Here is a 25,927-nt window from a genome sequence, read left to right as displayed (position 1 = left end):
AAGGTACGTTGATGATATCATCAACGTACCTTTTTTAACTTAATATTTAAATTTACCAATCACGTTCTTAAGCTCTTGCGCCATTTTGCTTAATGTCTCTGCAGAAGCGGAAACTTCCTCCATAGCTGCACTTTGCTCCTCTGCGGAGGCTGCGACAGTTTGAGTATTATCTGCAGACAGTTGGGCAGTGTCAGCCACACCATCTGCCATCTTCTCCATGTTTTCCGAACTAATATTTACTTGTTTTACTATTTCAGAAACTTCTATGACTTCCGAAGCCATCTGTTCTATTGATTTCGTAATATCATTAAATGTTTGTCCAGTTAAGTGAATCATTTCAATTCCCTCGTTAACAACAGTGTTTCCTTTCTCAATAGACTGTACTGCGTTAACTGCCTCTGACTGTACTTCTTCAATAATGCTCTTGATTTTTCCGGCAGCAGCCCCAGATTGTTCAGCCAATTTTCTCACTTCATCTGCAACAACGGCAAATCCTTTTCCTTCTGATCCAGCACGGGCTGCTTCGATAGCTGCATTCAGAGCTAAGAGATTCGTCTGGCCAGCGATGTCCGTAATTAGTGTAACAATATTGCTAATCTCACCTGTTTTTTCTCCAAGTGTTTTTACAACTTCCGATGTATTATGAACCGTATGCTGAATGACGTCCATTTGCTTGACAGTTTTCGCTACAACTTCGTTTCCATTAGCTGCTTTTTCATTCGTACTATTTGATAATTCAGTAACTTGATCAACATTTCCAGCAGCATGAGTCATTTTGCTTGAGATTTCCGTTGTTGCCTTCTGGAATTCCTTCGCATGACTTACTTGTAACTCTGTTCCAGAGGAAATTTCTTGTACAGAATGAGAAATCTGATCAGCAGTTTCCTGTGTCTGTTCAGCACTCACTGATAGTTCTTCTGATGTTGATAATACGGCATCTGAATTCTGCTGTACTTGACCAATTAAGTTTCTTAAATTCTCTGTCATCTGATTGACTGATTTAGACAATTGCCCAAGTTCATCACTGGACGAGACTATTACATTTTCTCTTAGGTCTCCATCTGCTACTTTCTTCGTAGCTTTCATTAATCTGCTAAGAGGAATATGGATAGAGCGGATAATTCCGAATACAACTAACATTCCAACTATCAATGAAGCAATAATAATAACAATCATTGTTATAAATATGCCCTCACTATGTTCTGCAATTTCGTCCTTATCAATAATACCAACAATCTTCCATCCAGTACGTTCATTCGTTGTAAAAATTGCCATTTCTGAAGTTCCATTTGATTTAAAAGATAGATTACCAGATTGCTGGTTCAGAATTTCACTAACAAATGGCTCCGTACTTTCTGTTCCAATTTCTTCTGTAGGATGAGTAAGATATTTCCCTTCCTCATCTATAATCATTACATATCCATTTTGCCCTATTACGATGTCATTAACTTGAGCGGCAAGGTTAGATAGGCTCAGAACAATACTAACGACGCCAATTCCATCCTCAGCAGACTTGGAAGGAACGACAATTACTTTTCCGTCTTGACTAATAATTGGTTTATTTACTAGTGCGGTTCCAGAGTTTGCTAATGCATCTTGATACCATGCACGTTCTGTTACATCAAAATCAGCACTGAATTCCTGCTGTGGAGAATTCAGTAATTGCCCGTCACCTGTCACATATTGAACATAATCATATTCCTTTTTAACAGCTTTAATAGGATCAATTACTTCTCTGATTGCTGGACTCTCAAACCCCTCTACCATGTCGTCAGTCAATGTTTTTGAGAGATAATCTAAATCTTCAAAACTAGTTTGAATCAAAGTGTCCAATTCATTATCAATAAACTCCACCGACTGTTTTGAATTTTCTACTATTTGTTTTGTTAATTCTTGATTAGACTTTTGAAAGGAAAAATACCCTAATATAGCAGTTGGCAAAAGTAAAATTATTAAAAAAGAAAAAATAAGACGATTTTTGATTGATAAAGCAAAACTTTTCTTTTCGCTTTTGTCTTGATTCGTCGTCCGCTTTTTCTTTATTAGTTTCTTTAAATTGCTCTTTGTTTGATTCATGGATGGTCATCCTCCTAAGTATTTTTGCATATTCCGACTAAATCCGACATTCAATAGATAATTTAACCTAGTTAATTTTAATTAAAATAAACTAAAAAGTAAAGGGTAAATTAGTAGATTCATTGAGAATGCACCCTAATAAACCAATTATATTTGTAAAGCAGCGGAACTAATGATATAATCTACCCGGTAATAATGAACTGTTACTAATTACTTATTACTTGTGACCTTATGTCATCATTGGTATTAAGCAGAAAAAGGAGGAACAAGAAAATGTTTAGAAAGCAAAGCAAGATAAAGAATATCAACAAAAAGGGGTTCCTATTATTTATCGCCTTTTTGTTAGTTCTACCAACCATTTCGATTGCAGAGACGAATGGAGTAAAAACTTTATCACCTGAAGGAGCAATTGAGCCGACAGGGACATGGGATCTCGGTACACGTGTTGGCGACTTTGTCTATATCGCTGGAATGCGTGGAATTGATCCGGAAACAAATGAATTAGTGGAAGATCCTACAGAACGAGTAAGACAAGCATTCAAGAATATGGAGCTTATTGCTGAGTCTGAAGGAGCTAGTCTTCAAGATGCCACACGTCTTGTAGTATATGTGACAGATATGTATCGTTACCGTCCTATCGTTAATGAAATACAAGAGGAATTATGGGGAGACGGTCCTTACCCGCCTCGTACTATTATCGAAGTCGATCGTCTAAATCAGGATGATATTGTGGAAGTCGAAGGAACCTTTTATGCTCCTGAGAAAAAGCAACCTAAGGGGCAATGGAAAAAGCAAGAAGACTTGTCCCCTAACGGTGTAAAAACACTTTCTCCAGAAGGGGCAATACAACCTACTGGAACGTGGAATCTCGGTACGCAAGCTGGGGACTACATTTATGTTGCAGGGATGCGTGGAATAGATCCTGAAACAAATGAATTAGTGGAAGATCCTACAGAACGAGTAAGACAAGCATTCAAAAATATGGAGCTTATTGCTGAATCTGAAGGAGCTAGTCTCCAAGATGCCACACGCCTTGTAGTATATGTGACAGATATGTATCGTTACCGTCCTATTGTTAATGAAATACAAGAGGAATTATGGGGAGACGGTCCTTACCCGCCACGTACTATTATCGAAGTGGACCGTCTAAATCAGGATGATATTGTAGAAGTCGAAGGAACCTTTTATGCTCCTGAGAAAAGTCAATCTAAGGGACAATGGAAAAAGCAAGAAGACTTGTCTCCTAACGGTGTAAAAACACTTTCTCCAGAAGGGGCAATACAACCTACTGGAACGTGGAACCTCGGAACACAAGCCGGAGATAAAATTTACGTTGCGGGAATGCGTGGAATTGATCCTGAAACGAATACGCTAGTTGAAGAACCAGAAGAACGAGTACGACAAGCATTTAAGAACATGGAATTGATTGCAGAATCGGAAGGTGCTAGTCTTCAAGATGCTGCCAGAATTGTTGTATATGTAACAGACATGTACCGCTACCGTCCCATTGTGAATCAGATTCAAGAAGAATTATGGGGAAGCGGTCCTTACCCGCCACGTACCATAGTAGAAGTGGATCGCTTAAATCAAGATGATATTGTAGAGGTCGAAGGAACGTTTTATGCACCAAGAAAATAATCGTAGTTCCGATTGCGAGAAGCCTTCTAGTTATTTGACTAGAAGGCTTTTTTGCAGTAAAAAGCGACGATGTAATCATTCAGACTTGCTTATAAAAACAAAAAAACACCCTGATAGTTATTTCAGGATGTCACAATGTCCAAATTCACAAATTTATAACTCTTTTAACCGCTGCTTTGCCTGAGTATCCCCTTTTAACGCAGCTTTTTGATACCATGATTTAGCCTTTTTTAAATTAACTTGAGTGCCGATCCCTAACTCATAACAAAGACCAAGATTAAATGCCCCATAAGAGTCACCTCTATCAGCAGCCATTTGATACCACGATATCGCTTCCTCCCCCAAGCCTAAATCCACCGCCTCATGTCCTAGGCGATTTGCTGCAAACATATCACCATGAAGGGCAGATTCCGTAAACCATCGCTTAGATTCTCCCATGTCAACTTCTGTCCCAACCCCATTTTCATACATATAGCCAAGTGTGTACATTGCTTCTGGTACACCTTTATCAGCTGCTTCCTTGAATAATTCCAGCGCTTTTTCTTCATTCTTCTCCACATATTCCCCACGTAAATACATATCCGCATAATTGTTTAGTGCGTCCCCATGTCCCATTTCCGCAGCTTCTTTATAATAAAAATAAGTTCTTTCCAAATCATGTTCCACAACTTTCCCCATAAAATATTCATTCCCTAGCCAATAAAGGGCATCCGCACTACCCGCCTCAGCCGCTACTTTGAACCAGTCAAAGGCCCATTCATCACGCTCTATTGATTTATAAAAATGACCAAGTTCGAGCTGTGTATCTAAGTCCCCATCTAAGGCTTTTTGATATAGTGAGACAACTTCCTCTTCTTCCTTTTCATTGATATAAATTACCGCAGAATCATTAGTCGGGTTAATAATTTCAGATAATATAATTTCTAAATCACGTATTAAAATATATCTATATTCCTCCTGAAAGATAGTTACATGCTCTAACTGCGTACACAAGATATGAATATCATCAGGGAGGTTACTTTTTGAAGAAACACATTCTTTTAAAATCAAAGAAAGCTCTTCAATAAAATGAGCACTTGCAGTTAGATTTCCTAGTAGTTCAGCAGCTTTCATATAACCATTTTTTGATAATTCTTGTTTTAAATCCAATTGACAGACACCTTTCTATTATCTAATTTAGGTAGAGTATCTCATATTTCATTATTTAAGCATAGTAGCTGTCTACACCAATTCAGTTATATGGAACTATACGAGTATTTAAAAGGCTTTTTAAAGTTCTGGAAGAATTTTTTCCAATGAATATCCTTCATTCCATACATGTTTCATTACTATTAATTTTATCCAGTTACTGTAATTTATTATCTGAATGATAATCAAACTGTTAATTGTAGGTTGCAGAGACTGCAAACAACATTGCAATGACTGTTCCTTTTCCCCGTATTATAACATCATTTCCATTCCCACTTAGCAACCAACCTCTCTTCTTTATCTGTACAGAAAAAAACAAGGAATCATTCTTATTCCCTGTCTCGTCTTTTACTATAATTATATTTAATGTTGGTGGGTATAGATTAGATACCGGTGGTCGGGGTCGAACCGACACTCCAGAAGGAACACGATTTTGAGTCGTATCCTAACATGATTACTATCAGGACTCAACAAAAGCAACTTATTTAAAGCCTGACCTTCATAATTATATTTCATACCACTGGCTGTTTTACAGAGACTTAAACCTTTACCTCCTAGCCCCCAAACCAAATAAATGCTATCATTAAATAAAAACAACCAAAACCGGAGGATAACCATGAAAAAAACCGTAAAAGTTGTAGCTGCCATTATAGAAAACGACCAAAGCGAAATCCTATGTGCCCTACGCTCCCACCAAATGTCCATTCCAAATAAATGGGAATTCCCAGGGGGGAAAGTGGAAGATGGTGAGAACTACCAAGAAGCTCTTGAACGGGAAATAAATGAAGAACTCAAATGTAAAATTAAAGCTGGTGATATTATCAATGATAATACGCATGAGTATGAAAAATTTATCATTAACTTAATTTCTATTGAAGCTAAAATCATTGAAGGTACACCAATTGCAACAGAACACGCAAAGCTAATCTGGTTGCCAAAAGAAAACTTAGATTCGATCATCTGGGCACCTGCAGATATCCCTGCCTTAAAGGAAATAATGCAAGCAAATGAAGGAGCACCCAAATAGTGCTCCTTTAATTAATCGCCCTACACCTTCTCTGTAAATTCAGTATACAATCTAGCTGGCACTTCATGCTCTAGTTCTATCTTAACCTGTATAGGTTGTTCTCCCTCATAATCCACTGTGTTTCCTTTTCCAATATAGATAAATGGTTCCGTCTTACCTGTTTCAATTTGCTTATATTTTCTTACAAACAAATGCAAATGGATACCACGTTCCTGATTGAATATGATATTCTTTCCCCGATCAGACGACTGCTTCGTATTATTCGGTGTTTCCCATTGGAAGAACTTCTGATCTAGAAACATATCATTATAATTAATGCTTTCTTTTATATCCTCTTCTTTATGAAGATCAACAAAAAGGAAATATTCGTTCTCATTTGCTAGTAATCCTTGACCTCTAAAAGAAGTGTGTATTTTCCGCAAATTGGATAACAATGCGGCATCAATCATCTGATATTGTTCATACAACTTAAAGGATGGCACACCATAGTATTTATTCTTAAACTCTTTTCTATATCGGAAAATACCATAGTGAATAATATCTTCAATGAACTTTTGCGTTTGATCATTTTGGGAAATCACTTGATGGAAGATATCTGTTTTTGTTAGAACTCCATCTTCATGGCTACACAGCTTAAGCTTGTTTTTAAGCTGAACACTATCATAGAAATCTTGATTTAAGCATTGGAATGCATGCCGCACACTATCATCATCTACAAATTCAATTTCTTTTAATATCTCTTGCTTTGCTTTCGACAAGGAAAGCTCATCATGGGTTAACAAGTAACGTAAAATAACGAACTCATAAATCCTTTTTAAAGGTAGCATACTGGATAACTCTTTCAGCACTCCTTCAAATGCTTCATCATACAACAATACCTTTAGCTGATCGTCCTTTTCTACTTTAGCAACAAAGCCTAAGTAGGTCTTGGCCTTATCGATAAATTTCACAGGGTCTGGTGCACCATCATATTTAAGATAATCCATTAGGTATAGTGGTGGCCTTCCACTATTTAGTTTTTTGAATTCAAAGTATTCTTCCTTCAAATATTTCATCGAGTTAAAATTTTCTTGATCAATCTGTGCTAAAATTCGCTCTTGCGATATTTCATCTAATTGAATATGCGTATTCCCAGGTATATTGGCAAACCCTGTGGAGATCGCCACTTTAATACTTTCTTTGTCATAATATCTGTTACCATTCAGAGCGAGTGCAATTAAGAAAGTTTTACTATGGTTACCGATAAAATCAAGAACGGTTAGAAAGCTTTTCATCGGATGTTTACGCAACCCTCTCCCTAACTGTTGAATAAAGACAATTGGCGAATTAGTTGGTCTTAACATTAATACTGTATTGATTGATGGGATATCGACACCTTCATTAAAGATATCTACTGTAAAAATAACCGATAATGGATCATTTTCATCTTCCAATCGTTTGATATAAGTATCACGTTTTGATATCGAATCCGTACCATCTAAGGCGACACTTTCGTATCCTCTATTATTAAACTCTTCTGCCATATAAGCAGCATGCTCTATACTTACACAGAAACCAATACATTTTCGTTTCTCTGTATCATGGCCATAGAATTCCATATTTTCGATAATAAAATCAACACGTTCATTTACCTTTAACCTTTTCGTCACTTCCGTTATATCATCAATATCGACATCACTAAGATCGATACCTTCAATATCTGTGACACCAAAATAATGAAATGGAATGACTAATTCTTCTTCTAGCGCTTCATGTAAGCGAACTTCTAATGCGACATTGTTATCAAATAAATCGAAGACGTTATGATTATCTGCACGCTCAGGGGTTGCTGTCATACCAAGTGTGAATGTCGGCTGAAAGTATTCCATCACTTTTTGATAACTAGGGCTAGTTGCATGGTGGGCCTCGTCATAGATAATATAATCAAATGTAGTCGGCTCAAATGCTAAATAGGAGTTGGACATTGTCTGAATCGTTGCAAATAAATAATCAGCATCTGTATCTTTTCGGTTTCCAGTCATTAATCCAAATGAGTTTTTTTCATTTGGGAGGAGTGACTCAAATGTTTCCTTGGCTTTGCGCAATATTTCTTCTCTATGTACGAGAAACAAGAGTCTTTTTGGCTTTACATTTTTCACATCAAAGGCTGACATGTAAGTCTTCCCTGTACCTGTCGCGGCGATAACCAATGCTTTCGTTTCGCCAAATCCTCTTAATCTATCTAAGTTTTCTATTGCTCTGCGTTGCATGTTATTAGGCACAATATAATTACCTCTTTCAGCAACGAATTGCCTTTTTGTCGTGATGATCTTATCCATGTTTTGTAGTAATTCTTCATATATTTTGATAAAGTCTGAATCCGCTTCATTACTTAGATTCCATAGATTCTCATACTCTATTAAAACTTGTTTGACAAAATCATCCTCACGCTTTGATATAATCTCCACATTCCATTCCACATTGCTCTTTAGCGCACTTTGTGTAATATTGGAAGACCCAATAATTACTTTATAAAAATTTTCATATTCAAAAATGTAAGACTTTGTATGAAAACCTATTTCTCTCTCATCTGTCACAAAGACTTTCAAATCAATATTTTCGAATGTATTAATTTTTTCTAATGATTTCGTGTCAGTGAAATTGAGATAGGTGGATGTTATAATTTTCCCTTTAATACCCTTTTTGCCTGCTTGCTTAATCGGATCAAGCAGTAACTGAAGCCCACTGAAATTAATAAACGCTACAGAAAAATAAAAACGTTCACACTCTTGAATACTTTGAACTAATTCTTTTAGTAGATTTCCTGTGTCAGAATTGGTGATTAGTCTTTTGTCTATGTTCATCTGTATGCCCCCCAAACGGAATGCGACAAGCATTCACACTTTATCTAATTAAATATGTACGTTTATCCTCTAAATTCACATAAATCTAACAACATTTCTTTTTCTTGTTCAGTAATTACCCTAGGGTTTAGTGTCTTATCTTTAATCGCTTCTAGTTCTTCAATTCCCATTGCCTTTTTCCCATCAAAATACTTATCGTCAGCATGAAATGACGTGATTTTACCTATTAGAGCCCTGTCTAATGGTAGCGGAATAGTTAAAATCTTCGAAAAAGATCTATCACCAATAAAAATTACTTCATCTTCTTTAGCACTACAGTTTAGGGCTTGGATTTCTCTATCATGCTCACTTTTTATTAGGATCTTCTCTACATAAAAATAGGCAGTAATATATCGCTTGTTACCTATCCGAGCATTAAAGAAAATATAGGATCCCGGAGTTAGGTGGTTTCTTAATTTGCGCCCATTTTTCCCACTGTTCCCATATACCATGTAAGTAAAGTTAGGATCGACGTGCCCTTCATTAGCTTTTTCGGCACTATACGTTATAAAAATGTGGTCTTTTGCCATTTCATTCATCTCCTAAATTTATATAAATTACTTAGATTTGTAACAATTCTAGGATTTATTACTTTCCATATACTCCTTACGTATCTCAGACAATGTCTTCTTTTTCTCAACATGAAAAGTAAAAGCATACGTTGCTACAGAAGACCATTCTGTTACTTCCTTTAACCATTGTTGGATAGATTTTATTTCATCATTTACCTTCACGTTTCCGGTTTCTAATAACAGAGCTGTTGAATCGTGATTTTTCACTTTTAAAATATCTCCTGTTTTAACAACACCCCATTCTAGCATCTCATTAATTCTTGGTAATGTTTTGCGCTTGATTTGTCTTTTTCGTGTGATTTTTGATGAATGTTTGCTTTCTAAATCTACATAATAATCATCATATTGTTCTAAGGGTAATATTCTCTTACTATCTATATATATATCTTCGTTAATTTTATATGGTATTAATTTATAACAGTATATTTCCACGCCATTACTATTAAGCCATGCTACTGCTGATTTTGTTTGCTCATCAAAGTCTGAGGCTATTAAAATAATTTGTTGACGCTCATTAAAATCTTCTATAGATATATTATTCTCTTGAAAGAAATTTTCTATATTTCTATTAGCTAGCTCGGTTATAGTTAACGAAATCTCCCTATTGCTATTAATATTCTTCTCTAGAAAAGGTGCGTAAATTTTGCTAATTAGATCATCAATATCCTTTATAGTTGCAAATCCAGCAGCATAACGAATAGCTTGAAATTCAAATGCCTCTTTTCTATTTTCCATATCTTTTCTGTCTCTTTTTATTTCAATTAATACCAAATCTCCATTTTGATTTATCCCAACTAGATCACAAATGCCATTGCTTGAATTTCTAACTTGTTGACCAACAATCAACATAGATTCATCTTCAGTAATTAAATTTGTATTATTTTTAATTAATTCTTCTACATCACGTTCAGTCATGTTTATATCAGAAAAGCTAGTATTCTCTACAGAAATTGCCTCTTCACTTTTTATTAAATACAAATATATCTTCTCCTTAATTTAGGTTTATTGGCACTAAAAGAACCTTAGTAACTAGATACTCTGTACCTTTCTATAGTATATTTTTACTACTATTTTACCTTTGTTCTTGTTATAAGTAAACGGGGATTTGATCATTAAAATATTCGAGAATTCTACTAGGCGTTGGTAGACATGAGATTTTAATTTATTGTTAATTCATTATTCTTATTCGCTATCCAACCTATCCTTCCACTACTCAAAACCCCCAACACCAACTTCCCAGTCTCATAACTCCCCAAATAATCCACCATCTCCCCCTCCGTATGCTCCCCAACATACCCAGCCGAAAGATTCACAGCAGGCACCCCAGCTCTCGCATAATTACGTGCATCACTGCTCCCGCCTTTTGTTACCTTCCAATCCGGCATTCCTAACTTTCTCCCAGCTTCTTCAAACAGCATGCCATATGCCTCTGGGCAAAATGACTCCACACCAGCAAATGATGTAACAATATCACGTGTATTTCTCCGGTCGACTACTATCGCTGCATCGACATCTTCGAGGAAGCTCTGGTCCATTTCACTTGATCCCACACAGCCTATTTCTTCCTTTACTGTAAAAGCGACTTTGATCGTGCCACGGAAGTTCGTTCGCTCCACTTTTCTTAAAACTTCTAAGATGATTGCGATTCCTGCCCTGTCATCTGCACCCAGGATCCCTTTTGAACTGGTTAATGTGGTACCCTCTTCGATAATCTCTCTATCTTCCACAAAAGGTTCGACAGTATCTAAATGTGCAGATAATAGAATAGTCGGTCCTTCTCCATAATAGCGATAACCTAATAGATTGCCAGCACGGTCCTGATACACATCATCGAGAATGCGGCGTAATTTATTTTTCAGATATAGGCGGATCTTTCGCTCATTTCCGCTTTCTCCGTTAATAGACAACAGTTCCAGTAATTCACGCTTTAACGTTTGTGCGGCATAATAATCAAAGTTGGATGGATCTTTGTACACTTGATAAAGCCTTCCTGCAAAATTTAGTAAGTTTTCTGAGCTTTGATAATTTAACCTCATACGTTTACCTGTGACCGTCATTCTTAATGATGGAGGCATGATTGCTTGAAGCATTTCTTTTTGCTTAAAAGTTAATGGTTTTTCTAAATAAATGGTGGCTGGCCGCTGGTTGTGTCCGTCACAGCTCATCGTCGTATAGATCCCTAGTGCATTGAACCAACGTGTGATGCCACGAATATAGGCATCCATCTCAACTAATGGCAAGTTATGTTGATGCGGATCAACACTTGCCTCTCCGCCATGCATGTAAACTTTATCGCATTCATTGATCGTTTCCATTATTTCATAGTCATTTTGCACCTCTTTTGCTACAATTAACTGGGCTATTGTTGCATAATCATTCGTCATTTCCACATCATTCATTTCAAGTCCATGTCTCACTAATAATTTTTCTACTGATTTCATTTGATCAGCTCCTTTTGATTTGTTAATGATAGTGTACCTAATGAAGTGTGCAACGCCTGCACAGTTGGAGAATGGGGGAATTTTTGATGGAACAGGTTCTTGCTCCACACCTAAAAAAGAGAGAACTGGAGAAACAGTATAAAGAAGCAATGAAAACTAAAGATAAAACTAAAAAAGAGCACTTGCGCAGCGAATTGGTGAAGTTTTACGTGCAATATGGCTCCTATTTAAAAACAGATGTGAAAAATGATCGAGAGGCATTGAAGTACCTGGAGTCTGCACTAAGATACGAAAAAGATCATGCACTAGCTAATTACCGTTACGCACACATTCTGTATAAGCAAGGGGAATTTGTTACTGCGTTAAGCCACTTTCAGAGAGCTTTAGACTCAGAAATCGAAGCCCTATCGGATACGTTAAAACAAATCACCTATATGTACATGGCAGATGCCTCATTAAAAGTGGCGAAAGAAGCCATAGAGAAGAGTGAATTGATTGAAGGAACGGCTTCCCTGGATGAGGAAAAGGTCGAGACATTACGGGGGAAACTTTCCATACCCGAATTTGACCGTTTAGAGAAGGCCTGGTTTCGTAGAATAACCGATGACCTAGAAGAGACCATTGATGAAGTGCAATATGAATCATTATGTGAGGAAGCATTTTTTGACCCTAATCTTGTCATATTAGCAAACAAAGACGCTGAAATCCGCTTGAAATATCAGCGATTTACTTCTGAACCATTAGAAAACAGTACCTACCGGGTGCTGTACTTTGTTTTAAAATCGAGGGATTTTTTAGACAACAAAACGCTGTGCGAAAAAATGAATTTAGCGATAGAGTTGGAAACAAACGAAAATGGGGTAAGAACCGCGTTTACCCGAATAAGAGAGAAGATTCCTTTCTGGGATCAGTTGATAGAGCAAAGGAAGAATGGCCGAAGAACAGAGCACCGTTTAAGAGATGGGATGAATGTTGTATTTGTTACGGAGGCTGGGGAGTTATTGCCGGATGATGTGTAATTATAATTAGCACCAATACATAGCCACGTCACTAAAGATATATTGTGTCTCACCGCGGGATCGCACCAGAAACAAGAAGGAGACACCCCGTATTGAGTAATCTCCTTCTTACTATTTATCCATAGTATACCCCGCTCAAAGAATAGATTTAATCTCATTTATCTGTTCCTTAGTCAGCTCCATTACTTCACTATTTCCCATGCTGGTATCAGCTGCTTCCATTAGTACTAGTTTCGTATTTTTTTGCGTAATGGTATTATGCCAAAGCCCTCTAGGAATGTTATATACCTTGTTTTTCTCCATATGGATTTTTTCAAAAACAAATTGACCATCCTCTTCAGTAGCATAAACAAGCGCACACTTACCATCTAAAAGAACAAATAGTTCATCTGTTTTATTATGCTTTTCTAAATTTGTAAAGCCGGCAATATCATTAGCATTCTTCCAGTTTTTAATCCCGACCATCCATTCATCGTTCGCATATACTTTGGACATACCTTCACCATCAAACTTATACTGTTCTATTTTCAAGATAATCCCCCTCTAGATCAAAAATTTATTACCCTTTAACAGATCCTGCAGTCAATCCCTCTATCAATTTCTTTTGAGCAAAGAAGAACAGAATACATACAGGTATGATTGTAATAATGCCTCCAGCAGTCAGTAAATCCCACTGTACACCTAACTGTCCTATTAGGTTCTTTAGTGTAACAGGAATCGTCCTAGTTGATTCATTGGTAAACAACACTGCATAAGTATATTCATTCCATGATTGAATAAAGATATACACACCTGTGGCAATAATAGATGGCATTAAAACCGGCAACACCACATGTATAAACGCTTTTACTCTATTGGCACCATCTATCATCGCTGCCTCTTCCAAAGAAGATGGTAAATCCTTCAGGTAGCCTGTCAACATCCAAACTGAGAATGGAATAGTAAAGGTAGCATATGCTACAACTAATGAAGTAGGTGTGTATAATAAATTGACACTACGCATGATAGCAAACAACGGAATAAGCAATAATACATTCGGAAACATATTATTGGTTAAGAAAAGACTCATTAGAATATTCTTTCCTTTAAATTCAAACCTTGTAAAAGCATAAGCTGCCAACGTAGAAGCAGTTAAGGTCACCACCGTCGTTATTGTAGCTACAAGCAAACTGTTAAACATCGGTAACAAAAAGTTAAACTCTCCAAACAGCTTTGCATAGGAAGCAAAGGTTAACTCTTCCGGCCAGTAAGTAACGGTGGGACCATATAACTCACGCTCTGGTTTGATCGATGTAACAAAGGTCCAATAGAAAGGAAAAACTAGGAAAAACAGGATAATCCCTAATGGTAGATATAAAGAGAATAATCTATTACTGAAGCTTTTCTTATGCATTTATGAGCCCTCCTTAAAGGAATTCCTTATATATGGTATTGCTACACTTGCCAGCATAAACATCAATAACAAGGCCATTCCAGATGAATATCCTAAATCAAGAACAGTTGCTTTATTAAAGATATATACACTTAGCGTTTGAGTGGAATAGGAAGGCCCTCCACCTGTCATACTGTAAATAATATCAACGGAATTAGCTACCCAGATTACACGTAAGATAATGGTAATAAAGATTACATTTTTCAAAGAAGGAATAGTAATTCTAAATAATTTCTGCATTTTTGTTGACCCATCAATATCTGAAGCTTCATACATTTCATGTGGTATACCTTGTAATCCCGCTAAAATCATAATCGCAAAGAATGGTATCCCCTGCCAGATAATAGTTACAATGACGGAGCCAAATGCAGAAGATGTCTGTGATAAAAACATGATCGGTTCATCTATTAAATGCAGTTTTAATAACATATCATTTAATACACCGTAGTTTCCGTCATAAATCCATTTCCACATTAAACCGATAAGCACCCCAGGAGTTGCCCATGGAATTAAACTGACAGCCCTTACAATTCCACGGCCTTTAAACTGCTGGTTAAGTAGTAAAGCCAGAATAAAGCCAAAGAAGAATTGCAATCCTACCCCGAAGATTACCCAAATTAATGTGTTTTTGACAGCAACCCAGAATGTTGGATCATTGAACATCGCTATATAATTCTCCAAACCAACAAATGTTATTTTATCTGGCCTTCTTAAGTCATAGTTTTGAAAACTCATAAATATAGCTTCGATAATTGGATAGAAAACAACAAATGCAACAATCAGCGATGCAGGTGATATTAATAGATACGGCCAAAAGTTAAACTTTCTTTTCTTCATTTGATTCACCTCTATCTGTTCCAAGAGCATGCATGGCATCTACTAAAAAATACCACGCATCCCTTGTATACATTACTCAGCATGCAACTCCTCTTGTAGAATCTCCATGGTTTCTTCTGCTGATCTATCACCCAAAAGTGCAGCAGCCACTGTATTGGGCCAAATGGTACTAATCCACTCAGTTGTTGTATCCTTGATTGGAACAATACCAGCATAAGGCATTCCTTCGATAGATGCTTTCATAAATTCATTGTTTTGGAAGAAATCTAATTCTTGTACAGATTTACTAACCGGTACATTACCTGTAGCTACTGTCCAGTCCTCCTGGCCTTTTTCAGCTGCCAGATAAGCAACCCATTCGAATGCTGCATCCTTATGCTCAGAAGATTCAAAAATAACATTTTCAGTATCACCCATAGAGGTCCACTGATCCTCACCAGCTGGGAATGGGAAAGCCGATACGTCATCACCAAAAGTTTCTACCATTTCTGCTGAGGAACCAGTATGATGAATTGTCATAGCTGTTTTTCCAGATTTAAAATTCGCAATTATTTCATTAAAACCATCCGTAGGCGCTGTTGGTGGAGCATATCCATTGCTATAAATATCAACAAAATCTTGCATTCCTTGAATAGATGCCTCACTTGTAAGGTCATCAAAACTTCCACCTCGTGCATATATAAAGCTTCCCCAAGGCTCTTGGCCACCAGTAGCTCCTCGCATACCGAATCCATAAACATCGGTTTTACCATCGCCATTCGTATCCATCGTCGTTTTTTCGATGGCAGTTAAGAATTCCTCATAGGTTGTTGGCACTTCTACTCCAGCTTCTTCAAAAATAGATGGTCGATAGTAAACGTATAATACCTGTGTGTTCCAAGGCATTAAATAAATGCTGCCCGTACCACTCGCCTGCTTCATAATGTCATAGATATTAGAATCAATATCGTCTTTTTTATTCCAATTTGCAATATAGTCGTCTAAATTTACGAGAAGATCGTTCGCTGTAAATAAGGGAGTAGAGGTAAGCTTAAAGGAAGCAACATCTGGACCTCCCCCGCCGATGGCCGCGGTAAATAATGTTTCACTGAATCCGCCGCCATCCCAGGGATATTCTTCACCGACAACTGTTATACCTTTACCGTTTGTCTCATTAAACTCTTTAATAATGTCCTGCATCAATTGCGAATACTCACTATTATCTGCCCAATACCAATACGTAATGGTAGCTCCTTCACTATTTCCCCCTTCTGCATTCCCATTAGAATCCTTAGGTTTTTCAGCTTCAGGGTCTGCAGAATTCCTTGCAGCAGTACATCCCAATAATACGGCACTTAACAATAAAACCATGCTTATAAATAATATCTTTTTCATCATTTCTCCCTCTTTCTTGATAAATTCTTTTAGGTAAAATGATTGTGCCTGTCATGCTACTATTCAATTGATAGACATAGCTATGTTTTTCTTTCTTTGGATTACTCTCTGTGCTGCTTCTACAATTTTCTCAGTTGTTAATCCATACTTGTTGAGCAGCTCTTCAGGCGGTCCTGATTCTCCAAAAGTATCTTTTGTACCTATTCGAATCAGCGGGACTGGAAAATATTCTGAAATAACTTCTGAAACTGCACTCCCTAAGCCTCCTATGATGGAATGTTCTTCTGCAGTTACAACACAGCCGGTTTTCTTCACTGACTCAAGGATTGCTCTCTCATCAATTGGCTTTATCGTATGCATATTAATAACTTCTGCATCCACTCCACTTTCTGAAAGAATCTCTCTAGCCTGCATAGCTCTTTCTACCATAATCCCAGTTGCAATAAGGGTAATATCTTTTCCCTCTTTCATTTTTCGTGCTTTTCCTATCTTGAACTCTCCGACTCCTTTAGTAAGCTCTGGAACCGGAGTTCTACCGAGCCTTAAGTAAACAGGGCCCTCGTACGCAGCTGCTGCTTTCGTTGCTTCGTAGGCTTCCCATGCATCTGCAGGTACTAAAACTGTCATATTAGGCATGACACGCATAGATGCTATATCTTCTAAAGCCTGGTGTGTTGCACCATCTTCACCCGTTGTTAGTCCTGCATGGCTAACTGCAATTTTCACATTCGAATTGTTGTAACAAACTGCTAACCTGATCTGTTCATTCGCTCGTTGGGCCGCAAAGACTGCATATGTTGTGGCAAAAGGAATATATCCAGATAATGCTAAACCTGCCGCTGTACCAATCATATCCTGTTCTGCAATCCCTATTTGAAAATATCTCTCAGGATATTTTTGAGCAAAATAATGTACTTTCACAGATTCAGCTAGATCAGCACATAAAGCAACTACCTTTTCATTTTCTGTCCCTAGTTCAACCATTGCTCGTCCAAACCCATCACGACCTGCTCGTTTGATTGTCATTTTTTCTCCTCCTCATAATAACGCTTACATTAAGCGCTTACATTTTTACTTTAAAACTAAGTCGTCAGCATAACCACATTCCCCGATTTCGTTTAGGGCCTGAAGAGCTTCTTCCTCTGATGGGGCTTTTCCATGCCATACCGCTTTGTGTTCCATATAAGAAATACCTTTACCGAGAATAGTTTTTGCAATGATAACTGTTGGAGAACCTACATTGTTCTCAAATTGGTCGAATGCATCCTTAATTTCTTCCAGATTGTGTCCATTAATAGAAATCACATTCCATCCAAACGCTTTAAACTTTTCATCAATAGGTTCAATATTCATTACATCCTTTACCAGCCCATCGATTTGAATGTTATTCCAATTAATGATAAGCGCTAAGTTATCTAACTTGTGATGAGCTGATGTCATCATAGCTTCCCAGATTTGACCTTCTTGAATTTCCCCGTCACCTACTAAACAATATACCTTAACATCACTTTTTCTTAGTTTTTGAGCCATTGCCATTCCATTAGCAATAGAGAGTCCTTGCCCAAGTGGGCCAGAAGCTGTTTCTACTCCAGGTAAATCCTCTCTTGATGGGTGACCTTGCAGTCTGGAGTTGATCTTACGGAATGTTGCAAGCTCCTCTAAATCAAAATAGCCTGACCTTGCTAAGGAAGAGTATAGAGCAAGGCAAATATGGCCGTTACTCAAGATAAATCTGTCACGATCTTCCCAATCTGGATTTTCCGGACTATGACGGAGACGGCTAAAATATAATTCAGCAAATAGCTCCGCTGCACCTAGCGCTCCTCCCGGGTGTCCAGTATTGGCTGAACACAATTGAATAATGTCTCTTTTTATTCTTTTTGAAACTCTTTCCAGGTATTCTACTGACTGCATGATGTTTCCTCCTTTAGTTTTTATATTAATTATCTTCTAAAGACATAAAACCTAATAACCGAGATCTTATGTCTTTAAAATGTAATTCAAGTAATTTTTCTGCTTTTTCTAAATCTTGTATCACTATAGCTTCATATAGCTTTTTGTGTAAAGCAGCTGCTTCTATTAGATTGCTTGAGCGATGAAATTCACTCATGTCGTCAAACAGATCCCAAAAAGCCGCTAAAAGCTGATCTAACAAGATATTGTCGGTTCTAGAATATATGATTCTGTGAAATAAATGATCCTCTTCCTTGAACACTTCTCCTTTGGCAGCTTTCGTTTCCATTCGGTTTACTAAATCACGCATTACCTGTAAATCTTCTAATTTTAGTGATTGTATGACAACTGGTAAGAATCCTTTTTCCAATACCAGTCTTACTTCTAATAATTCCAGGAGGGTGTTCGGTCTTGCTTTAAGTAAAATATTCCACCCATCCGCTATGGAACTGCTTACATCTGGGAGTTGCACCTCTCTTCCCTTCCCTTGTGTAGCAACAATAATACCACTTGCTTTAAATTCAATTAATAGCTCTCTTAGTCTAGGCCTGCTAACACCTAGGATCTCCTTTAACTCATTCTCAGAAGGTAATTTCTTTTCTGTGGAAAGGCAATCAATGATAATATCAAGCATTTGATTCTTTATCTCTTTTTTCTTATCTCGATTTTCTGTCAATTTTCTACCTCTCTTTAATACACTTAGTTGTTAAAATGATAATACAACATGTCTGACAAGTTGTCAAACGTGTTTTTTTCAAGATGATAAGAAATTACCTCGCTATTACCAACTAAGTAACCCTTTGATCACAGCACTAACATGTATCATCATTATTCTTATAGTCACCGAGGCGAAAATGATGTTACAGTGTCTCCAATTTATACACTAAAAAAATATCAACTTGTATGACAAGTTGATACACTTAATAACGTAATCCCAATAAAATTTTAAGGATGTCTAAATTAAAAGCTAAGTAATAATAAAAGAAAAAATCATAAACAAAAGGGGCTGTTCTTCATGACAACCCCTAGAATTTATAACTGTTTTAGAATGTGTTTGTGTCTTTGTATTTCATGTTCACCTGGTCTAACAAAAGCCTGGCGCCACTATAAATCTTCCTTCCTCGCCTGTAAATCCGCCAGTATCTTCGGATAAATTTTATCCAACTTATAGAAAAACAATATAATAAGCTGAATCACAGCAATGATAGCCGGTGCCCAAATAAACATAAATAGAATCATAGAAATAGCCGAATCAGACTGTTGTGCGGCACCACCAATATATCCGGCAAATGACAGTAACCATCCCATTACAGCAGCACCAAGTCCGGAGCCGACTTTAGTACCGAAACTTCCGGCACTGTAAACAAGACCCTCTGTTCTTACTCCTGTTTTCCACTCTCCATATTCAATCGTGTCTGCTAACATGGCGAAAAAGGACGCAGCAACCGGAACGCCGCCTATACCACGGATAACAGAGCCAATCAATACGAGCGTAAAGTTTGCAGGGTCAATCAATAAGAAAGCGGTTCCAATTAAACCAAACACTAAACCAAAGATCATGGCATTTCGTTTTCCAAACCGCTTAATAATAGGTGCAACAAAGAATAAACCAATCATTACAGGAAACAAGCCCGCAAAACCTAAAGGACCTACCAATGCCGGATTTTCCAATATATACTGGGCATAGTAAACCCCCAAGCCGCCATTCAACCCAGCACCGGTGTACGTAACCAAAGAGAAGAACACCATTAATCCCCAATATTTGTTCTGGAACAATGCTTTTAACCCTTTCTTAAGTGGTGTCTTCGATTGCTCACCATCTACCGCTTCCACCCTTTCTTTTGTAGAGAGGAAGGTGACGAAGAATAAAATACCTGCCAACACACAATCCAATGATGAGCAATTTGTATAAATTTTCTTTGTGTAATATCAAAATATTTCCCTCCTCTATAATTTACCTAAAGATTGGTTTTTATGGTATTATATTTCTATAATACTTTAAAAGGTGTGATTATTATTATTAACAAAGGAATAAATTTAATTGCTTTAGGTCTAGTCCTGATTTTTATTAGCCAAATGATTAAAGAAATTTTACGCTTCTCAGGAATTACTTACATGAGTGATGGACAATTTTTATCTGGTCCTCCTATAAGTACTTCGATATATTTTATTCCAGCAATTTTAATAGCAGGAGGGGTGGTTATTCTTTTATTATCCTTTAAAGGAAAAATTTAGCACATTTGTTAATATCATACTTTTGTTAGGATATATACATTTTTTTCTAAATATTTGTAATTTTCTAAAATTAAAAATTCAGTTATATTAAAGACCGCACTTCGTTTTTGAAGTACGGCTGTTACCTTAGTAATATTTAAGCCTAATAAATAAGTGGGTTAAGTTTCTTATATTTTACAAATGACGGGATACGTAATTTGCCGCTTTTCGTATAATTTCTAAATCTCACTTGGCACTTGACTTTATCCGGATCAATATAAATAAACTGTTTATCTTCCTTCGTTATCCACTTTGGATATTCTCTATATAGCAATTTTTTAGCTGCAGGGGTCATAAATTCCATGATACCAACAGGTACAACCTTATCTCCATTTGATTTCCCTAATAATAATCCGAATTCTTTTTTTCTTAGCCCAATGATAGAAACATTTTCAAATTGATAATTGATCACTTTTAACCAATGGGAAGATCGTTTATTAATTTGATAAGGAGAGTCAGCTTTTTTCAAAACAATTCCTTCCAACTCGTTTTGTTTAACCAAATTGAAATATGCTATTCCATTGTCATATATCCATTGAACAGATATCACATGTTCAGAAACAGGTAAAAAAGAAGATAATAATTTTTTTCTTTCATAAAGCGGCAGACTAGTAACTTTTTTTCCTTTATAATACATCACATCAAATACTGCATACTGAATAGAATGCAGGGAGTTTTTAGAATGGTATCGAGACATCATCGCTTCAAAATCCGGCTTTCCATTCGGACCAGGTACAATGATTTCTCCATCTATTATTGTTCCATTTGGAATATCTATATTATGAAGTTCTGGAAATTTCATGGTGACGTCATTGCGGTGACGTGTATATAGTTTTACTTTATTATCAAATTTAGCCAAAATTAAACGGATGCCATCCAATTTTAATTCTGTTATATATTGTACGTTATCAAATGGTTTATCTGTTTTATCAAGTAACATAGGAGATACGAACATAGCAATCACCTCTCCTCCATTTTAACATGGCAGATATAATTTAAACCTTAGTAAATAGTGGTATTAGCACTAGAATTCTCCCTAAAGGAATTATATTTTTAGCTATATAATCATTAGAAAATTGAATTCAGATGAAAACTCCAAGCTAAGGAGACTAAAGAGAAGTTAATTAATGCTGCTTTAAAATTATGATGGAAAAAAATACTGAGAGTAACACCTCAACAGTTGTGGTATAATAGAACAAACGTTCCTTAGAGGGGTGAAACCATGGATTACTCTCATTTTTCTAGACATGATGTTCTCATATACGATATGAGGTCCTTTTATGCAAGTGTTGAATGCGTAAGTCGTGGATTAGATCCAAATAAAGCGATGTTAGCTGTTGTCGGAGATCCCAATCGTTCAGGAAGTATTATTTTAGCTGCTTCGCCAGCTTTAAAGAAGAAGTACGGCATAAGTAATGTTAGTCGCTTCTTTGAGTTGCCTAACGATCCTAATATAGTGATTGCAAAAGCAAGAATGGGCACCTATGTAAATGTTTCTTCCGAAATCACTAAAATGATGATGACTTTATTTCCTAAAGAAGCAATACATGTTTACTCCATCGATGAATGTTGGATAGTTATGGATGGAATGAGCTCTCATTACGGAACTCCATTTCAAGCTGCACAATTAATTAAAGACAGAATATATGATCTATTTGGTTTACCAAGTGTAGTGGGCATTGGCGATAACAAACATCTGTATGAAGAGATAACGGTAAGTAAGCTTGCTAAGGAAACCATTTTACACCCAAATTATTTATCAAAACTATTTAAAAAGGAAGTCGGGAGCTCGATCAGTGAGTATATACAGAAACAAAAGGTAGAAGAAGCAAAAAAGCTTCTCGCCCATTCCGATTATTCCCTATCTGATATATATACATGGCTTAACTTCCATGATCAAAGCCATTTCACCAGAGTTTTCAAAAAATATGTTGGAGTTACACCGAGGAAATACAGAGTTTATCAAAGGTAAGATTCAAGGCCATTTTCCGTGTACCTATGTTTCCAACCCAAAAAACTGGGAATAGTTACACCATAGGTGGTGATGGAGTATGTCAATTGAACTGATTATAATCTTACTTGCTATTGGCTACATTGTATACACAATTGATAAAAAGAAAGATGACTTCCCTGTTCCGACCATATTAATTTTACTAGGGGTCGGATTAGCTTTTATTCCTTACTTTGACTCGGCACAATTAACGGAATATACGATTTATCACGTCTTTTTGCCTGCATTACTATTTGTGTCGGCATATCAGTTTCCAATAAAAGATCTACGTAAAAATGCGAGCATTATTCTTTCTCTTGCTACAATTGGGATCATACTGAATGTGCTTTTCCTTGGCTATTTAATTTCACTGATTTCGCCGCTTAGCTTTGTTCAGTCTGCCCTTGTTGCTGCCATTCTGACACCTACTGATCCAGTTTCTGTTGTTTCGGTAATTAAAAAAGCTACCGGAAACGAACAGATTGCCAGTATGGTTGATGGAGAGTCCATGTTGAATGACGGGACAAGTATTGTGCTTTTCACCACATTATTGTCTGTCGCTACAAGGGAAAAAGGGTTTTCTTTTACGTCCTTTCTCGGTGACTTTCTGCTTGTATCAATTGGCGGTGCTGTGATTGGACTTATCCTTGGTTATTTAGTAAGCAAAATTGTTCACTATTCTCATCATCGCAACTATCAGCTTATGCTTAGTATCATTCTGGCATATGGTTCTTTCTTAATTGCGGAGGCTGCAGGTGTTTCCGGCGTCTTAGCAACCGTTGCAAGCGGGATGATGATTTCCTTTGAATATGGCCGTGCAGTGAAAGAAGATCACTTCCGTGAATCATTGGATGGTTTCTGGGAAATTGCGGAAGGCAGTTTGCTGTCGATCTTATTTTTAGTAATCGGGATTGAACTAACCGATTATATGCAAATAAATTATTGGCTGTATGCTGGTATTATTTTTGTTTTGATGATTTTGGTTCGATTTATTACGACCTATGCCGTATCAAAGGTTTTCCATCCGCTTTCCTGGCGTTATACCACGATACTGTCATGGGCAGGATTAAAAGGATCGATGTCCGTATTTTTAATCTTAACATTACACGCCAAGAGTGCGAGTGGCATTCATAGTGACTGGATCGTTGGTGTAAGCTTTACCGTTATTTTATTATCACTGACGATACAAAGTTTAACGATGGCACCATTATCACGGTCATTGTTGAAATAGGATCATAACGGCAACTCATTTTACAGATATGTTCTACACTCTTTGATGTACATTGCAGGAAAGGAATAACAGCAATGTATCAGGGTAATTTCCGGGTTCTCCTAAATTTGAGCGGGAGAACCCAGGAAAACATTACATTTGATGTCCCTTTTTAAAAAATATTGCTGCTTGTTTATATTTTTTTCTATTGAAATAGTAATCTCCGAGAGAATTATAAATATCCGGTGTTAAGATGAGAGGATTTTCCTTCTCAAAGAAACAGACTGCATTTTCTAGTTCATGAATCATTTTATTGCTTCTATCTTGTGTTAATATGAAATCATAGAACGCAATCAGAACTTCTCTTTTATAAATGTCATCATCTTTCTCCGCTATTGCATTCTCCATTAGTTGATAATTTTCTATCTTCTTATTTTGCAGTAAATAAATATCTTTTATTGCCTTATAAATTTCAAGAATAAAGGCTTTGTTGTGGTGTTCTCTCTGCATATCTAATGCCAGAAGTAGATTCTCGACAGCTTCATCATAGTTCTGATGATATGTTTGTATCAATCCTTTAGTAAATAATACACCTGTCATTGTTTCCTTAGAATTTGTTTCTTTAATTAATTCGCCTGCTTTTCCTATGTTTTCCTTCGCTTCTTCTAAATGGTTCATTTTGATTAATTGAATAGACAAAAAAATTAAGACCTCTGCTTCATTTGCATGGTACTTTCCTAATGTTTCATACATTTTTCTTGCCTTTCTCGCCTCAACCATCATCTCATAAGTTTTTCCGATCTTTTTAAGAATTAAAGCAATTTCAAAATGTAATGCGGCTTTTACTCCTACATTTTTCGATAGGCTGGAAACTTTTTTGAGCATGTAAAGGCTCTTATCGTAACAGCAATCAACGTTATATTGTAATCCTTTAAGGCAGAGCCATGAATGACGAAGTAATGGATCCTTATTCTCGGAATAGGCTTCTTCCATCTCATTAATTAATAGATGTTTCCTTAATATATTTTTTGCTTTCCTATTTTCCCCTATTTTATAACAGTAAATACAGTACAAAAGTAAAAATATTGTTTCATTTTTAAGGGAGGTAAGAAATTGTTGGTAATTCTCTTTAATTAAATGAATCAATATTTCGGCTCGATGGATATCAAGAATATTATGATAAAATATTTGCTGCAGGATAAATCTTGTATTTGGATCTTCCTCTTTCCAATTCATTAGAAATCCAGCGTGTAAGTTAAATTTCTTCTCTAATTTTATCAACCACTTAGGATTGGGATGATACTTTTTCGATTCAACATTTTTCAGGTTGGTAATAGAAGTAATCCCTGCAGCAGTCTCTTTTAATGTCCACTCTTTCCAAAGACGTATTCTTTTCATTCGATCTCCAATGTGCAGTTCTTTATTCATATGTATTACTCCTAAATCATAATATTCACGCCATGATTAATTAGGAATTCTCATCGATTCATCTTACTGATGATATTCAATTCTTTACAATACTTCTATTCACCCAATCTGCGTTAATGGTATATATATGTAAAAATGTCTATAGATCACCTAAAATATACTATAATTATTACTAAACTTCAAATATTTAGTAGAAATATAAACTTATATAAAATGAATAAATTCTCCTAAAATGAAACAACAGGGAGAACAACCGACATGAAAAGTATCATTCTTGATTAGAAAAATATTGTCGAAAACCTTTTGCCATTTAGGAAAGAACAAAACTTTTCATACTTTGTTCCTCTTTTTCCTTTACTCTAACACATTTGACACTATATGGTTTCATTTGGTAATTTCTGTTTGAGTAAAGCAATGGGAGGTGAATAATATGGAAAAAAACTATGTAGATATCATCTCTGATAACGAACTCGAAGCACTTGTAGGCGGGGATGGCGGACTTGTTGAGACTTTAACAAAAGATTGCCCTGATGTAGTTTCTTCTGTTTGTGATCCGTGGGGAATATTCTGTAAAAATTGTGAATAA

At 36.4% G+C, this 25,927-nt stretch carries 23 protein-coding genes; 7 read left to right on the top strand and 16 right to left on the bottom strand.

Going from position 1 to position 25,927, the window contains the following annotated elements:
• Positions 1-39 precede the first annotated feature (39 nt).
• Positions 40-2,076 (bottom strand): methyl-accepting chemotaxis protein, encoded by a 2,037-nt coding sequence (locus tag ACFOY7_RS05475; RefSeq protein WP_390250184.1) that lies wholly within the window; start codon positions 2,074-2,076, stop codon positions 40-42.
• 273 nt (positions 2,077-2,349) lie between these two features.
• Between ACFOY7_RS05475 and ACFOY7_RS05470 the strand changes: the two genes are divergently transcribed.
• Positions 2,350-3,714, top strand: a complete 1,365-nt coding sequence (locus ACFOY7_RS05470; protein WP_390250182.1) for a RidA family protein — start codon at positions 2,350-2,352, stop codon at positions 3,712-3,714.
• A gap of 153 nt (positions 3,715-3,867) precedes the next feature.
• Here ACFOY7_RS05470 and ACFOY7_RS05465 read toward each other — a convergent pair whose 3' ends face one another.
• Positions 3,868-4,863: a tetratricopeptide repeat protein gene (locus ACFOY7_RS05465; RefSeq protein ID WP_390250180.1), complete on the bottom strand. Its 996-nt coding sequence runs from the start codon at positions 4,861-4,863 to the stop codon at positions 3,868-3,870.
• A gap of 655 nt (positions 4,864-5,518) precedes the next feature.
• Here ACFOY7_RS05465 and ACFOY7_RS05460 point away from each other — a divergent pair.
• Complete coding sequence (locus ACFOY7_RS05460; RefSeq protein WP_390250178.1) at positions 5,519-5,929, top strand: (deoxy)nucleoside triphosphate pyrophosphohydrolase; 411 nt, start codon at positions 5,519-5,521, stop codon at positions 5,927-5,929.
• 20 nt (positions 5,930-5,949) lie between these two features.
• Here ACFOY7_RS05460 and ACFOY7_RS05455 read toward each other — a convergent pair whose 3' ends face one another.
• The 4 genes from ACFOY7_RS05455 to ACFOY7_RS05440 all read right to left on the bottom strand — a co-directional run bounded on the left by ACFOY7_RS05455 (position 5,950) and on the right by ACFOY7_RS05440 (position 11,824).
• Positions 5,950-8,772 carry a DUF3427 domain-containing protein gene (locus ACFOY7_RS05455; RefSeq protein ID WP_390250176.1) on the bottom strand — a complete coding sequence of 941 codons (2,823 nt, stop codon included), beginning with the start codon at positions 8,770-8,772 and terminating at the stop codon, positions 5,950-5,952.
• Positions 8,773-8,834: 62 nt separating this feature from the next.
• Complete coding sequence (locus ACFOY7_RS05450; RefSeq protein WP_390250174.1) at positions 8,835-9,341, bottom strand: hypothetical protein; 507 nt, start codon at positions 9,339-9,341, stop codon at positions 8,835-8,837.
• A gap of 48 nt (positions 9,342-9,389) precedes the next feature.
• Positions 9,390-10,361, bottom strand: a complete 972-nt coding sequence (locus tag ACFOY7_RS05445; protein ID WP_390250172.1) for a hypothetical protein — start codon at positions 10,359-10,361, stop codon at positions 9,390-9,392.
• A gap of 179 nt (positions 10,362-10,540) precedes the next feature.
• Entirely contained in the window at positions 10,541-11,824 is a 1,284-nt protein-coding gene (locus tag ACFOY7_RS05440) for a M20/M25/M40 family metallo-hydrolase (protein WP_390250170.1), read from the bottom strand.
• An 86-nt stretch (positions 11,825-11,910) separates the two neighbouring features.
• On the opposite strand from ACFOY7_RS05440, the gene ACFOY7_RS05435 reads away from it, so the two are divergent.
• Positions 11,911-12,843, top strand: a complete 933-nt coding sequence (locus ACFOY7_RS05435; protein ID WP_390250168.1) for a tetratricopeptide repeat protein — start codon at positions 11,911-11,913, stop codon at positions 12,841-12,843.
• A 135-nt stretch (positions 12,844-12,978) separates the two neighbouring features.
• Here ACFOY7_RS05435 and ACFOY7_RS05430 read toward each other — a convergent pair whose 3' ends face one another.
• The 8 genes from ACFOY7_RS05430 to ACFOY7_RS05395 all read right to left on the bottom strand — a co-directional run bounded on the left by ACFOY7_RS05430 (position 12,979) and on the right by ACFOY7_RS05395 (position 20,353).
• Positions 12,979-13,374: a cupin gene (locus ACFOY7_RS05430; protein ID WP_390250166.1), complete on the bottom strand. Its 396-nt coding sequence runs from the start codon at positions 13,372-13,374 to the stop codon at positions 12,979-12,981.
• A gap of 28 nt (positions 13,375-13,402) precedes the next feature.
• On the bottom strand, positions 13,403-14,236 hold the full coding sequence (locus ACFOY7_RS05425) for a carbohydrate ABC transporter permease (protein WP_390250164.1): 834 nt from the start codon (positions 14,234-14,236) through the stop codon (positions 13,403-13,405).
• Positions 14,237-15,112, bottom strand: a complete 876-nt coding sequence (locus ACFOY7_RS05420) for a carbohydrate ABC transporter permease (protein WP_390250162.1) — start codon at positions 15,110-15,112, stop codon at positions 14,237-14,239.
• 72 nt (positions 15,113-15,184) lie between these two features.
• Positions 15,185-16,486 carry an ABC transporter substrate-binding protein gene (locus ACFOY7_RS05415; protein WP_390250160.1) on the bottom strand — a complete coding sequence of 434 codons (1,302 nt, stop codon included), beginning with the start codon at positions 16,484-16,486 and terminating at the stop codon, positions 15,185-15,187.
• Between the two features lie 63 nt (positions 16,487-16,549).
• A complete protein-coding gene (locus ACFOY7_RS05410) occupies positions 16,550-17,512 on the bottom strand; it encodes a transketolase family protein (RefSeq protein ID WP_390250158.1) in 963 nt (320 codons plus the stop codon).
• 45 nt (positions 17,513-17,557) lie between these two features.
• Complete coding sequence (locus tag ACFOY7_RS05405; protein ID WP_390250156.1) at positions 17,558-18,400, bottom strand: transketolase; 843 nt, start codon at positions 18,398-18,400, stop codon at positions 17,558-17,560.
• A gap of 25 nt (positions 18,401-18,425) precedes the next feature.
• Positions 18,426-19,115 carry a FadR/GntR family transcriptional regulator gene (locus ACFOY7_RS05400; RefSeq protein WP_390250154.1) on the bottom strand — a complete coding sequence of 230 codons (690 nt, stop codon included), beginning with the start codon at positions 19,113-19,115 and terminating at the stop codon, positions 18,426-18,428.
• A 428-nt stretch (positions 19,116-19,543) separates the two neighbouring features.
• Positions 19,544-20,353: an MFS transporter gene (locus tag ACFOY7_RS05395; RefSeq protein WP_390252048.1), complete on the bottom strand. Its 810-nt coding sequence runs from the start codon at positions 20,351-20,353 to the stop codon at positions 19,544-19,546.
• A 60-nt stretch (positions 20,354-20,413) separates the two neighbouring features.
• Here ACFOY7_RS05395 and ACFOY7_RS05390 point away from each other — a divergent pair, with 60 nt between their 5' ends.
• On the top strand, positions 20,414-20,674 hold the full coding sequence (locus tag ACFOY7_RS05390) for a hypothetical protein (protein WP_390250152.1): 261 nt from the start codon (positions 20,414-20,416) through the stop codon (positions 20,672-20,674).
• A gap of 142 nt (positions 20,675-20,816) precedes the next feature.
• Here ACFOY7_RS05390 and ACFOY7_RS05385 read toward each other — a convergent pair whose 3' ends face one another.
• The gene (locus tag ACFOY7_RS05385) at positions 20,817-21,668 is read right to left on the bottom strand and encodes an ATP-dependent DNA ligase (RefSeq protein WP_390250150.1); all 852 of its coding nucleotides are present in this window, start codon (positions 21,666-21,668) and stop codon (positions 20,817-20,819) included.
• A gap of 267 nt (positions 21,669-21,935) precedes the next feature.
• On the opposite strand from ACFOY7_RS05385, the gene ACFOY7_RS05380 reads away from it, so the two are divergent.
• The gene (locus tag ACFOY7_RS05380; RefSeq protein WP_390250148.1) at positions 21,936-22,685 is read left to right on the top strand and encodes a Y-family DNA polymerase; all 750 of its coding nucleotides are present in this window, start codon (positions 21,936-21,938) and stop codon (positions 22,683-22,685) included.
• A 79-nt stretch (positions 22,686-22,764) separates the two neighbouring features.
• Complete coding sequence (locus ACFOY7_RS05375; RefSeq protein WP_390250146.1) at positions 22,765-23,934, top strand: cation:proton antiporter; 1,170 nt, start codon at positions 22,765-22,767, stop codon at positions 23,932-23,934.
• A gap of 132 nt (positions 23,935-24,066) precedes the next feature.
• Here ACFOY7_RS05375 and ACFOY7_RS05370 read toward each other — a convergent pair whose 3' ends face one another.
• Positions 24,067-25,341, bottom strand: a complete 1,275-nt coding sequence (locus tag ACFOY7_RS05370) for a helix-turn-helix domain-containing protein (RefSeq protein ID WP_390250144.1) — start codon at positions 25,339-25,341, stop codon at positions 24,067-24,069.
• A 430-nt stretch (positions 25,342-25,771) separates the two neighbouring features.
• Between ACFOY7_RS05370 and ACFOY7_RS05365 the strand changes: the two genes are divergently transcribed.
• On the top strand, positions 25,772-25,927 hold the full coding sequence (locus tag ACFOY7_RS05365) for a type A2 lanthipeptide (protein ID WP_390250142.1): 156 nt from the start codon (positions 25,772-25,774) through the stop codon (positions 25,925-25,927).

Source organism: Gracilibacillus xinjiangensis, from assembly GCF_042651765.1.
In the GTDB taxonomy this organism is placed as follows: Bacteria; Bacillota; Bacilli; order Bacillales; family Amphibacillaceae; genus Gracilibacillus; species Gracilibacillus xinjiangensis.
This window is presented reverse-complemented; position numbering and strand designations above follow the sequence as displayed.